This is a genomic window from Streptococcus sp. 9.1 (assembly GCF_016648815.1).
Classification (GTDB): Bacteria; Bacillota; Bacilli; order Lactobacillales; family Streptococcaceae; genus Streptococcus; species Streptococcus salivarius_E.
Map to the genome: position 1 here is coordinate 1 of NZ_JACLQS010000005.1, position 12,692 is coordinate 12,692.

The 12,692-nt window shown below is 42.1% G+C and carries 15 protein-coding genes; all 15 read right to left on the reverse strand.

Features of this window, described 5'->3' with window-relative positions:
- Positions 1-124 precede the first annotated feature (124 nt).
- The 15 genes from H7T93_RS04930 to gatC all read right to left on the reverse strand — a co-directional run bounded on the left by H7T93_RS04930 (position 125) and on the right by gatC (position 12,634).
- Positions 125-1,216, reverse strand: coding sequence for a nucleotidyltransferase (locus H7T93_RS04930; RefSeq protein ID WP_175057753.1), 1,092 nt, complete (start codon positions 1,214-1,216; stop codon positions 125-127).
- 5 nt (positions 1,217-1,221) lie between these two features.
- Entirely contained in the window at positions 1,222-1,962 is a 741-nt protein-coding gene (locus H7T93_RS04935; protein ID WP_048790347.1) for a class I SAM-dependent DNA methyltransferase, read from the reverse strand.
- Positions 1,963-2,401: 439 nt separating this feature from the next.
- Positions 2,402-2,752 carry a ribosome silencing factor gene (gene rsfS, locus H7T93_RS04940; protein ID WP_002891669.1) on the reverse strand — a complete coding sequence of 117 codons (351 nt, stop codon included), beginning with the start codon at positions 2,750-2,752 and terminating at the stop codon, positions 2,402-2,404.
- Positions 2,753-2,766: 14 nt separating this feature from the next.
- Positions 2,767-3,267 carry a cysteine hydrolase family protein gene (locus H7T93_RS04945; RefSeq protein WP_004183286.1) on the reverse strand — a complete coding sequence of 167 codons (501 nt, stop codon included), beginning with the start codon at positions 3,265-3,267 and terminating at the stop codon, positions 2,767-2,769.
- A 3-nt stretch (positions 3,268-3,270) separates the two neighbouring features.
- Positions 3,271-3,864 carry a bis(5'-nucleosyl)-tetraphosphatase (symmetrical) YqeK gene (gene yqeK / locus H7T93_RS04950; protein ID WP_073689584.1) on the reverse strand — a complete coding sequence of 198 codons (594 nt, stop codon included), beginning with the start codon at positions 3,862-3,864 and terminating at the stop codon, positions 3,271-3,273.
- On the reverse strand, positions 3,861-4,493 hold the full coding sequence (locus H7T93_RS04955; protein ID WP_073689585.1) for a nicotinate-nucleotide adenylyltransferase: 633 nt from the start codon (positions 4,491-4,493) through the stop codon (positions 3,861-3,863). The genes yqeK and H7T93_RS04955 overlap by 4 nt, the downstream gene beginning before the upstream one ends.
- Before the next feature lie 105 nt (positions 4,494-4,598).
- Positions 4,599-4,916 carry a ribosome assembly RNA-binding protein YhbY gene (yhbY, locus tag H7T93_RS04960; protein WP_002884193.1) on the reverse strand — a complete coding sequence of 106 codons (318 nt, stop codon included), beginning with the start codon at positions 4,914-4,916 and terminating at the stop codon, positions 4,599-4,601.
- A 29-nt stretch (positions 4,917-4,945) separates the two neighbouring features.
- Complete coding sequence (gene yqeH, locus H7T93_RS04965; protein WP_201041644.1) at positions 4,946-6,064, reverse strand: ribosome biogenesis GTPase YqeH; 1,119 nt, start codon at positions 6,062-6,064, stop codon at positions 4,946-4,948.
- Positions 6,064-6,591 carry a YqeG family HAD IIIA-type phosphatase gene (locus H7T93_RS04970; protein WP_002891674.1) on the reverse strand — a complete coding sequence of 176 codons (528 nt, stop codon included), beginning with the start codon at positions 6,589-6,591 and terminating at the stop codon, positions 6,064-6,066. Before H7T93_RS04970 ends, yqeH begins: the two co-directional genes overlap by 1 nt.
- Before the next feature lie 136 nt (positions 6,592-6,727).
- Positions 6,728-7,645 (reverse strand): DMT family transporter, encoded by a 918-nt coding sequence (locus tag H7T93_RS04975; protein WP_155213405.1) that lies wholly within the window; start codon positions 7,643-7,645, stop codon positions 6,728-6,730.
- A gap of 97 nt (positions 7,646-7,742) precedes the next feature.
- A complete protein-coding gene (locus tag H7T93_RS04980) occupies positions 7,743-8,786 on the reverse strand; it encodes a 2,3-butanediol dehydrogenase (RefSeq protein ID WP_060971912.1) in 1,044 nt (347 codons plus the stop codon).
- Positions 8,787-8,945: 159 nt separating this feature from the next.
- Positions 8,946-9,329: a hypothetical protein gene (locus tag H7T93_RS04985; protein WP_201041645.1), complete on the reverse strand. Its 384-nt coding sequence runs from the start codon at positions 9,327-9,329 to the stop codon at positions 8,946-8,948.
- A gap of 94 nt (positions 9,330-9,423) precedes the next feature.
- Positions 9,424-10,866 carry an Asp-tRNA(Asn)/Glu-tRNA(Gln) amidotransferase subunit GatB gene (gene gatB, locus H7T93_RS04990; RefSeq protein WP_201041646.1) on the reverse strand — a complete coding sequence of 481 codons (1,443 nt, stop codon included), beginning with the start codon at positions 10,864-10,866 and terminating at the stop codon, positions 9,424-9,426.
- Positions 10,866-12,332: an Asp-tRNA(Asn)/Glu-tRNA(Gln) amidotransferase subunit GatA gene (gene gatA / locus H7T93_RS04995; protein WP_183137314.1), complete on the reverse strand. Its 1,467-nt coding sequence runs from the start codon at positions 12,330-12,332 to the stop codon at positions 10,866-10,868. The genes gatB and gatA overlap by 1 nt, the downstream gene beginning before the upstream one ends.
- Positions 12,332-12,634: an Asp-tRNA(Asn)/Glu-tRNA(Gln) amidotransferase subunit GatC gene (gene gatC, locus H7T93_RS05000; protein WP_183137315.1), complete on the reverse strand. Its 303-nt coding sequence runs from the start codon at positions 12,632-12,634 to the stop codon at positions 12,332-12,334. Before gatC ends, gatA begins: the two co-directional genes overlap by 1 nt.
- Positions 12,635-12,692 lie beyond the last annotated feature (58 nt).

Below are 12,692 nucleotides of genomic sequence, written 5' to 3' on the forward strand. Positions count from 1 at the left end.
TTTAGCTTACAGAACTGCTTGTGAAGCTCTAGAGGATGAGTTCGAGTAAATGTTGCACTTATTCTTGCAATTTATCATTCGAAAAAGATTTAAAAAGCATACCAGAGGTAGACCTTCTATAAAACTATTTTACTCTAATCGGTACACGTCCAAAGTTTTGTTCGCAAAGCTCGGGGTTACCTAATTGATAAACATTATCCGCTTGCTGCGTAAGCATGTCCCAAGGCTCCCTTCCAATCCGAGCCACTATATCCACAGACTTTTTCACAGATTTGAGATGAGCCTGCCCTTTTTGAGAAAATCCAAGCACATGAATGGATTCAGGCAAAGGCTTTTCCACAGCTCCAACCAGAATATAGGTCAAAAGACGACGTACACGTGCTTTTGTATAGCGTTTGGTTGCTACCTTATCCACCAATTCCTCCACAGAAGAAACCTCACGAATAGCAGCTTTTAAACGACTGGCAATCTCTTCATTTACCTGGAAAACACTAGTCAAATCGGGATTTGTAAGAATCTGATAAACCAGCAATTGGAAATAATTATCCCAAGAGACCTGTGGAGAAGTCTGAAAAAGTTTGCTATTGGGCATGAACTTATCCACAAAATCACTATCTTGCTTGTGGAGACGTAGACTGGTCGCTGAGGCGAAAGATACTTTCTTGTCTGAGGAATGATAGCCAGCCCCTTGTCTCTGGATAGGAGTCAACTTAATGCCCCTACCAGCACAAGCTTTGGCATAGGCTAATCCTAGAATATGGTTGGGGGTATTGCCAGTAAAGTCCACACTAGCAAACTTTTCCCACATTTTTTGCGTCTTCTGTGGATAAGACAAATCACTAGGCAAACTTTCCACAAAAGCTTCCATTTCCTCGGACTTTTCAGCATAGACATCTGCTATCGCCTGGTAGTCTAGGACTTCTTCCGTACCAAAAGTAAGGCAATCAATTCCCAGTCGGGACAAGATATCGACGGCTCCAACCGCAAAATAATCAGCAGACTGAACTGCCGTAAAGAAAGGCAACTCAACCACGAGGTCAGCCCCATTTTCCAAAGCCATCTGAGCTCTAGTCCACTTATCCACAATAGCTGGCTCGCCTCGCTGAACAAAGTTCCCAGACATGGCAACGATTTTTACGCCTTCAGCCTGATCCAAGAGATACTTGTGGCCGTTATGAAAAGGATTGAACTCAGCAATAATACCTGTAACTGTCATAGCTCTTATTTTTGCGCCACAAAGAACCAACGTGCACTAGTTTCAGTCGGTTCCTTATCCTCGAAATCAGCGTAAAGTTTGAAGGATTTGAAGCCAGCTTGCTCCAACAAGATATCATAAGTCAAGACCTCATAGGTACGCTCCTCATGGACCTCATCATGTCGGCTAAAGCTTCCATCTTCCTCTTGGACAAAGAAGGTCAATTCATGAACAATAGAATGCGGTGCCGCATCCTCATAGGTATCCCAAAGCATAGCAAAGTCTTCTGCATTTTCATGGTAGGAATAGCCAGGAAAAACCTCATCCGTCTGATAGGTTGAGTGCACATCAAAAATGAAGACGCCATCCTCATTAAGGGCATTGTAAACCTCCTTGAAGACATCCCCAACCTCTACTTCGTCCTGCATATAGCAGATTGAATCTGAGTAGCAGGTCACAAAGTCATACTTGCCTGCTTTCGATAAATCCAACATGTTGCCTTCAATAAAGTCAATTTTCTGTTTGGCAGAAGCTGCTCGCTTCTCAGCAATTTTCAACATATCAGCACTCAAATCGAGTCCAGTCACATCAAAACCAGCTTGAGAAAAACGTACAGATTGAATCCCAGTTCCACAAGCCAATTCAAGCAATTTCTTTTTATCCTTAGTCTTTGGCAAATGACGAAGCGAAAAATCCGTCCACAAATCGTAAAGACTATCATCCATAACAGCGTCGTAGACCGCCGCAAAAGTTTCATAAGTAGCCATAATGATGATACCAAGTCCGTCCGTAATCGGAATGAAAATTAGGGGGAGTGAGACAGAACGAGTTTTTTTTTAAAATCGTTCGTTGTCTCACCCCCGCAAGGCTGATTAGGTACTCTTCCGAGCTTAAAAAGCGAATGAAGAGTCCAATCAGCTACTGCGCCAAATAATAAATTTTAATATTGATTATTTGACATAGAACTATCTATTTTCCGACGATTACAGGACGGGTTCAAATCCTTTCTAAGATACAAAGAGCGTTAAAAGCAAAAAAATAGGAAACATTCTGTCATATCGCTAGATACAAAGGAAGTTTTTCTTTTTCTCACAGCTTTTAGCTCGTGTTCAGTTAACAAACCAACCAAACACAAGACTCTATCCTTCCTATTAAATCTTTAGTTTAAGCAACAAAACCCAGTTGTCGCCAACTGAGTCCAATTTCTTATGCCAAATAAGCTGACACATCCACCATTGGTGCTTCATGCCAGAGTTTTTCGAGGTTATAGTGTGCACGTTCATCTTCTGTAAAGATGTGAACAACAACATCGTTAAGATCCAAAAGAATCCAACCACCCTTGTTGTCACCTTCCATGTGACTAGCATCAAGGCCAGCTTCTTTCACTTTCTCACGGATGTTGTCGGCAATAGCTTCCAACTGACGGCTGTTCATTGCACTCAAAATAACAAAGTAATCTGTTAGACTTGTAAGGCCGTACAAATCAAGGGCAACAATGTCTTCAGCTCGCTTTTCATCAGCAGCTTTGACAACCAATTCAAGTAATTCTTCTTTCATTTAATCCTCTTTCATTAAAAAATCGTTTTGTAATCTAAGACATCTGCAAAACGTTCATCCCAAATGTTCTCGTAAAATTCATTAATCGTTTCTGCTGGAATGTCGTCTCCATCAAAGGTTGTAACAGTACCTTCGGGAACGACTAACTTGTAGCCATGTTCGAAAGCAACTTTAACGGATGTATCAACACAATACTCCGTCTGCATACCGCATAAGACTAGTTTCTCAATTCCTTGTTGATCCAAGTATTCCTTTAATCCAGTCTCTTTAAACATGCTATTGTATCGCTTCTGAAAAACCTTTTCATCAGACTGTCTCTTTAATAGTGGCGATAATTTCCAATCTTCCGAGGTTAGAGCCTCTTCCGTTTCAATATGCTGAATATAGATAATTTCAATCTGCTGTTTTCTAGCCTGATCTTGTAAATAAGAGATTTTCTCTAACAGCTTTTGTGTTTCAAAACCTGTTTCCACTAAGATATTTTGTACATCAATAATAATAAAAGCTGTTTTCACTTACTAATCCTCTTTTAAGTAATGCACAAAAGCATTATAGGTTTCCAAGGTTTGTGGGAAAATCGGCAAGGCCTGGTGGGCCAAGTGTTCTACCGTATGGACGGTTTCAAAAGCAACTGCCTTATCCAAGGATTGCTCAGCTACTTGTCTAGCTTCCTCTACCAAAGGGAAATTACGGTTATGCTCAATATAATCAGCCACATAGACAATCTTGTCTAGGGTCGACATGTCATGGCTTCCGACGGTATGGATTTCAATACTGCGTAGAATCTCAGAATCAGTTAAACCCAAATCTTCTTGAATTTTGTAAATCCCGACCATACCATGCCAGACATTATTTCCCCATTTTTTCAATTCAGGGTCGAGCTCATACTTATCGATTAGCTCTAAGAATTCCTGATCCGGAAGCTCCTTGGCATAATCATGAAGGAGGCCAGCCAAACCAGCTTTTTCAGTATCGTAACCATACTTTTCAGCAAGAGCAACAGCAGCTCGCTCAACACCCAAAACATGATTGAAGCGTTTAGGACTCATGACCGCTCGAACTTTTTCAAGGAGTTCTTCACGAGAATAGTCTAGATATTTTTCATAGGTCATTTATAGAGCCCCGCTTTCTTGATGTAGGCAAGTACAGACTGGGGCACCATAAAGTTAGGTGTACGATCCTTCTTAATGTAGGCTCTGACTATACTCGAACTAATATCCATAAGGGGCACATCCACCCAGATAACGGGATATGAGGTTCCAGCCTTATACTTAGGACGCTGAACACCAACAAATTGGACCATCTCAATTAGTTCATCAATACGATGCCATTTTGGTAGGTATTCGACCATATCCGCTCCAATAATAAAGTAATAATCCGTATCAGGATTGGCCTCTGTCAAAAGCTTCATGGTGTCATAAGTATAGCTGATTCCCTTACGTTCCAACTCGATGGTTTCGATGTCCAATCCTTCAATGCCGTTAATAGCCAACATAAGCATATTAAGGCGGTGTTTTTCATCAATAGTCTCTTTTTTATCGACATGAGGTGGCTCATATTCAGGCATGAGAAGAACTTCATCGAGACCTAACTGCTGACGCACCTGGTCCGCAACAACCAAGTGAGCATTGTGAACAGGGTTGAAATTTCCACCTAAAATTCCCACCTGCTTACGGCCAGTATCTTTGATTTCTTCTTCTAGTTGAACCTTTGTAAATGGGGTTACGAGATCCAGTGCCATGTACGCCTCCTCTTTTTCAAGCATTATACAACTGACTTAAGGCTAGCTGATGCTTCAAAAGTGTTCCTATACCTTAGTTTATCCTTCACCAAGCAAAGTCAGCAACTATTTTTGGATAGCTTTGACCTTTGGTGACAACTTACGATTTTCTTTTTTAGCTGACTCTTTATAGAGAATCAAGATACGTCCAATCTTAAGAACTGTATCACAGCCAATTTCTTCTTCCAAGATTTCAGCAACCTCATGAATATCTTCCATAGTGTTTTGGAGTAGGGTTACTTTGATCAATTCACGGGCATCAAGGGCGTTGCGAACGCTAGTTTTGATATGGTCGTTAAGACCGTTTTTCCCGATTTGTACAATAGGTTTAAGTGTGTGTGCTTCCGATTTGAGGAAGGCACGTTGTTTTGATGTTAATGACATGTTTATTCCTTTTAACTACTTAATTAAGTTTAAATAATCGCTTTTCGTACGGCAACGCCAACACCTTCTGGTGCCCAAGCAGCAACGATGGTTGGTTGGTCAGCTTTTCCTTGGACACGGATCCATCCTAATCCTGAGAAGACAATGTCTGTCTTATCTTTAACAGTAAATTCATGACGAACAAGTTTTGGAAAATCAGCCAATTCCTTTGGTCCAGGAGGCATGAGAAGACTTCCAACATGCTTATCATAGAAGGCATCTGCGCCTTCAAGTTTGGTACGATGTAGCTTCAAGTTATTATCAAAGAAGGCTGTAAAACCTTGCTTATTCCCATCAATAAAGTCAAAACGTCCAAGACCGCCTAGGAATAAGCTTTGTCCTGCATTTAACTGGTAAGTTTTTGGCTTAATTTCCTTCTTAGGACTAACGTACTTGAGATCCTTCGCTGACAGATAGTGTGCCATCTGGTGTCGGTGAATAATTCCTGGTGTATCAAAAATATAGCTACCGTCATCCAATGGGATTTCAATCTTATCAAGGGTCGTTCCTGGAAAACGAGAGGTTGTAATAACATCTTTATCACCAGTAATTTCTTTGATGATGGCATTGATTAAGGTTGATTTACCAACATTCGTCACACCGACAACATAAACATCACGACTCTTACGGAGTTTTTCAATACGCTGAATCAACTCTTTAATGGCGTGGTGATTTTGGGCAGACGTCAACATGACATCCACGGGACGCATCCCTTCTTCGTGGGCACGTTCTGTCAACCATTGGGTTACCTTACCATCTTTTACTGATTTAGGTAGGATATCCTTTTTATTTCCAACCAAGAGCACATCATTACCCGAAACAAAGCGTGATAAGCCTGGTATGATTGATCCATTAAAATCAAAAATATCAACGACATTGACAACGAGGGCATCACTATCACCAACTTCATGAAGCAATTTTAAAAATTCATCATCTGTGATGTGGACATCCACAATCTCATTGTAATGACGAAGACGGAAACAGCGTTGGCAGTATAACTCACCTGTTTCTTCGGCCTTTTTAATAGAGCTAGCAGGTGTGAAACCTGCTTTTTCTTTATCTTCTGTTTGAATTTGGGCTCCACACCCAATACAAAATAATTCTTCCATTAAATTCCTTTGTTGAAGGTCATTGGACCATATGCTTTTTCAATCTTTTTCCACATGCGACGTTCACGCCAACGGTTAAACTTGGTTACCCAAGCATCTGATTTCACCAAAGGCTTGACCAAAATCGAGCGAATTCCAGCTCTGTGGCTAGCTCTGATGTCAGTCATTAGCTGGTCTCCCACCATAACGACCTCATCTCGATTAAAGTGGTAACGCTCAATCGCTTCATTAATGCCTTTAGTGAAAGGCTTCATGGCACGACTCACGAAATCCACATGGAAATTGGCAACCGCACGTTCAACACGTTCATATTTATTGTTAGAGACCACAACTACCGGAATATCAGCCTCTGTCATCTCATCCAACCAAGCACGTAGCTCAGGAGTCCCATCAGGGTTGTTCCAAGCAATCAAGGTATTGTCCAAATCGACCAAGACGGCACGAATACCGTGTTCACGTAGTTGGTCAGGTTTCAAATCATAAACAGCCTCCACCATAAAATGGGGCCTATAATCGTCTATAGTCATTTTCTCTCCAAAATGTTAGTTTACCTCTTATTCTACCATATTTTTAAGGTTTATGTGTGGGACTTAAGTCCTATTTTTTAAGAACATCCTTTACAGAACAATAAAGAAAAGAGCCACAATCACTCAGGCTCCATTCTTATCTTTGAATTTTTTCTTGTTTTTTAAGGGCAACTAAATTCTTAAGCGATATGATGATAACAGCAAGAACAATTAAAATCATCCCAACCACATCAATGGCAAAGAAGCGGTCCCCCATAATTAATACGGTCAAAATGACCGATGCTACGGGTTCTACCGAAGCCAAGAGACTCCCTTTGACAGCTCCAACCATGATCGTCCCCTTAAGGAAAACAGTGTAGGCAAAGACTGTCCCAATGAAGACCAAACCAAAAAGCGCTAAGAGATTTCCGCCAGTCAAAGGAAGCTTATACTTCCAGGCTTGGATAACAATCGGAAAGATTAAACCACCGAGCAACAGGCCTAAACCAATGACAATCAAACTACCCCATTTTTCAATAGCCTTAGCAGGCAGTAAGATATAAAGTGCATAGGTCACCGCCGAAAAGAGACCCCAGAACAAGCCCAGAGGTGTAATCGCCAGCTCCCTTATCTGACCATGCGTTGCGATGGTAAAGGTTCCCACAATAGCCATGATAATCGCCACTAGCTCTGCTGCTGTTGGGAACCTACGATATTTTGCACATACAAAAGCCAGGATGATAACTGGGGTGACATACTGCAAGACCGTCGCTGTCCCAGCATTAGTGTATTGAATAGCACTAAGATAGGCGTACTGATTTAGTACCAGACCAAAGAGAGCAAATAAGGCGATACTTACTAAGGTTTTTCTATCTTTAATAGCTTGTACTAATTTGTCTCGCTGCCTAAAAAAGACCGAAGCCGTTAGTAAAATACCAGACAGAAGCAAACGTAAACTCGTCAAAAGATTGACATTAACACCATGAGCCATTAGGTATTGACCAGAAACTCCTGAAAATCCCCAGGCAATTCCTGCAGTTATGACCATCAGACTACCTTTTAGCGTCTTTGACATAGTCGCCTCCCAAATCTATTTGTTTCTGTTATTGTAACACAAAAAGGTCGAAACAAAACGGTTTCGACCTTTATCTATTCATTCGACCTTTATAAGCTTATTCTGGTTCAACTAAGATCTTAATTTGAGATTTATCTTGGGTCAATTCAACAAATCCTTCTTCAACGATATTCTCCAATTTAATTTTCTTAGTAACCAATTTATCAGCAGGGAAGTAGCCTTGTTCCATCAATTCCAAAACTTTAGGGAAGATGTGACGGTAGGCAATAATTCCTTTGAGAGATTTTTCTTGGATGGCGAATTCATTTGGATTGATGCTGGCTTCACGTTCCCAGATAGATACGACCATACATTCCCCAGCTTTATGAACAGCTGCAAGGGCTTGGCCTAAAACAACCGGAACCCCAGTAACTTCGTAAGAAACATCTGCTCCACCTCCTGTCAAACGATGGATAGCCTCTACGACTGTTTCCCCTTCTTCTGGGCGAACAACAATTGCTCCCAATTCTTCTGCTTTCGCTTGACGTTCAGGAGACAATTCAACCGCATAGATTTTTGATGCGCCTGCTGCACGAAGGGCTTCAACGATCAAAAGACCAATTGGACCCAAGCCAAAGATAACAGCTGTATCCCCAGCTTTCAAAGCAGATTGACGGACTGCATACACAGCTACAGCAGCAGGTTCTGTAAGAGCAGCTTGTTCATAGCTCAAGCTATCTGGAATCACATGGACAAGATCACCATCAAGGACACAGTATTTCGCAAAACCACCATCTGCAGCGAGGCCGACGAAGTTCAAGTTTGGATCAAGGTTATAATCGCCAATCAAGTTGTGCTCTGCAAGAATTGGTTCGATGGTTACACGATCGCCAACTTTGACACGAGTCACATTACTTCCGACTTCTACAATCTCACCAGAGAATTCATGTCCCAAAGTAACCGGTGCTTTTTGACCAGAATACACATGTTCTTCTGTTGGAATGAAGATTGGTCCATCCAAATATTCATGCAAATCTGTACCACAGATTCCTGTGAACTTGACTGCCACTTTTACTTGATGAGGCTGTACTTCAGGTACTTCCACTTCTTCGATACGAACGTCTTTCGCTGCATGCCAGCGAGCTGCTTTCATAGTAGCCATATGATGATCTCCTTGTTTTCACAATTTTTGGTTTTCTTTTCAGGAAACATTATACATCAAATTGTAAACGTTTTCTTTTTACTTGTCAAGGAAAAACTGGACAAAAGAGATTAGGGAAGCACCCCATAAGATACTTCCCTAATCTCAACTTTATTTGTGTTATTTCTTTTTGATTCGAGACACCTCTAGCCACCAACCTACAACCCAGCCAAGGACTAAAAGATAATTTTCAAGTGCACCTATGGCGTTGACTGAGTGATGATGTTGAAAATAGCTAAGGAAATGATTAGTCCCAATCCCGAGGCCTCCAATAATCAAAGCTATCAGTACAGCTCTCAAATAAAACCAATCGTATTTGAGATTAACGGAAATCAGGATGACAAGGACTGCCACATTCCAGATACCAATCTCCCTCTGCCAGCCAACTGAAATACCGTACCCCGAATGACTTCCCATATAAGTTGGGAAGAACAGCTGAAAAATAATAGCACCAGTCATGGCGAGAATGACGAGGATAAATAGGACTCTTAAGAATTTGTTCATGGGGTTGCTCCTAAACTCTTTTTTTAATGTTCCCAACTAGTCTAACACAAATATTGCAGATAAAAAACCAACCTTTCGGCTGGTTCTTTATCTATTATTCTTCTTTCAACTTCGCCAATTCTTGGGCAAGTAACTTGAGGGCTACTTGTGGGTTGGCTTGACCTTTGGTTGCTTTCATGAGGAAGCCTGTGAAGGCCTTGTCAGCGTTACGTTTACCTGACTTGAAGTCGGCTACGGCTACTTCATTGTCTGCAAAGACTTGGTGGATGATTGGGATCAAGACTTCAGGGTCTGAAATCTGTACCAATCCAGCTTTTTCGACGTATTCACGCGCACCTCCACCGTTTTTCGCCAAATGAACGAAGACTTTCTTAGCAATCTTAGAAGAGATGGTTCCATCTTCGATGATGGCAATCATTTCTACCAAGTTTTCTGGTGTCAACTTGATTTCTTCAAGCGTTTTACCTTCTGCGTTCAAGAATTGAGCGACTTCACCTTGGAGCCAGTTAGACACTTGTTTAGCGTCTCCGCCAAGGGCTACGGCTGCTTCAAAGAAGTCAGATGTGACCTTAGTAGCTGTCAATTGGTTGGCATCATAGTCAGACAAGCCAAGCTCTGCCACATAGCGAGCACGGCGGTCTTTTGGAAACTCAGGCAATGATGTACGCATTTCCTCAATCCAGTCATCTGAGATTTCAAATAATGGTAGGTCTGGTTCTGGGAAGTAACGGTAATCCGCTGCCCCTTCTTTGACACGCATAAGGATAGTGCTCTTGTTGGCCTCATCATAACGGCGTGTTTCTTGACGAATGACACCACCTGAACGCAAAATTTTTGCTTGACGCTCCACTTCGTATTCAAGACCTTTACGCACGTTTGAGAAAGAGTTCAAGTTCTTCAACTCCGTCTTGGTACCAAATTCCTCTTGACCGTAGGGGCGAAGGGAAATGTTGGCATCGACCCGCATCGATCCTTCTTCCATCTTGACGTCAGAAATACCTGTGTATTGGATGACTTCTTTCAAAGCTGTCAAATAAGCATAGGCTTCTTCCGGAGAACGCATATCTGCTTCAGATACAATCTCGATCAATGGAACCCCTTGACGGTTGAGGTCTACATAAGAGAAACCGTCTGTTCCGTGGGTGTTCTTACCGGCATCTTCTTCCAAGTGGGCACGTTCAATCCCGATTTTCTTAGTTGAGCCATCTTCCAATTGCACTTCAATCCAACCGTTGTAACCGATTGGTTCGTCAAATTGCGAAATCTGGTAGGCCTTTGGATTATCAGGGTAGAAATAGTTCTTACGGTCAAAGTGCATGTGCTGATGAATATCCATATTCAGGGCCAAAGCAGCCTTGATACCAGCGTCCACAACACCCTTGTTCAAGACAGGAAGCACCCCTGGGAAAGACCAGTCAATCACATTGGTATTGGCATTTTGCTCGTTCCCAAAATGAGCAGAGGTTGGTGAGAAAATTTTTGAGTTTGTATTCAATTCAACGTGGACTTCAAGTCCGATGACTGTTTCAAAGTTCATTAATTGTCACCTCCGAAAATAAGGGGTTGTTGCTTGTGATAGTCCGTTGTTGCTTCAAAAGCAGCTGCAGCTTGGTAGATGGTTTCTTCCGAATACTTAGGACCAATCAACTGCAAACCAACTGGAAGTCCTTGCGCAAAACCAGCAGGAATCGAAATCCCTGGAAGACCTGCCAAGTTAACTGGAATGGTCAACAAGTCCGCCAAGTACATGGCAACCGGATCATGGTTAAGCGAATCCAAATCAAAGGCCACGCTTGGAGCTGTTGGACCAAGGATGAGGTCGTAATCCGCAAAGACTTTTTCAAAATCTTGGATAATAAGACTACGGACTTGACCAGCTTTCTTGTAGTAAGCATCGTAGTAACCAGATGACAAACTAAAGGTTCCAAGCATGATACGGCGTTTGACTTCATCACCAAAGCCTTGGCTACGAGTGTTCACATAGATGTCATCCAAATTCTTGGCATCTTCCGCACGGAAACCATAACGAATACCATCGAAACGTTGCAAGTTTGATGAAGCTTCAGATGAAGCAATGATGTAATAAACGGCAACCCCGTATTTAGAATGAGGCAGGCTGACTTCTTCGACAGTTGCTCCCAATTTCTCAAAGTGCTTCGCCGCATTAAGGATAGTTTCTTTGACTTCTGGGTCAATTCCTTCACCGAGGTATTCCTTAGGAAGGGCAATCTTCATGCCCTTGATGTCTTGACCAATCTTAGAAGTAAAATCGGCTACGCGTACTGGCGCTGAAGTTGAATCTTTGGCATCTTCACTGGCAATGACATTGAGCAATTGGGCATTTTCCTTAACGGTTTGTGAGAAGGTACCAATTTGGTCAAGTGAGCTACCAAAGGCAATAAGACCGAAACGTGAAACAGTTCCATAAGTTGGTTTGAGACCAACAATCCCGTTGAAGGCAGCTGGTTGGCGGATAGAACCACCGGTATCAGAACCAAGAGACAAACGAACTTGCCCTGAAGCGACAGAAGCTGCTGAACCACTAGAAGATCCACCAGGCACCTTGCTGTGGTCCCAAGCATTTTTAGTCGCCCCATAGTAAGATGTTTCACCAGATCCACCCATAGCAAATTCATCCATGTTGGTCTTACCGATGACAATCATATCTTTGGCTTTTGCATTGGCAACAGCTGTCGCATCAAAGATAGGCTCGTAGTTGTAGAGCATTTTTGATGCCGCAGTCGTCAAGATACCATCTGTTGAGATATTGTCTTTGACAGCGAGTGGAATCCCTGACAGGAGGTTATCTTTATCGATTCCTTTTTCGTCAATAGCCTTAGCTTGGGCAAGTGCTGCTTCTTCAGCCACCGTCACAAAGGCATTGACTGCTTCTTCACGCGCCTTGATATCCTCAAGTGTCGCTTGGGTCAATTCGGTTGCTGAAATTTCCTTAGAGACAAGGAGGTCGTGTAACTCTTCAATGGTTTTATGGTTGAATGACATTAGGCATCTCCTCCATCTTCTAGGATAGCTGGTACCTTAATGTAATAGCTATCTTTTTCAGGTACATTTTTAAACAAGCGGTCACGGTCTGTCCCTTTTTCAGCAACATCCGGACGCAATACGGTCTTACGATCAGCCATAGTCGTTGTTGGGGCCACACCGGTTGTGTCCACTTCTTCCAACAATTCCACCATGTCGACAATTTTAGACAAGGTTGTCGCAAACTCAGCTGTCTCTTCTGGAGAGAATTTCAATTTTGAAAGATTGGCAACGTGGGTTACCTCTTCTTGCGTAATTTTCATCTTGCTTCCTTTCGTGAAATGATGATTTTTCAATACGTTCTATTTTACCATAATTAGG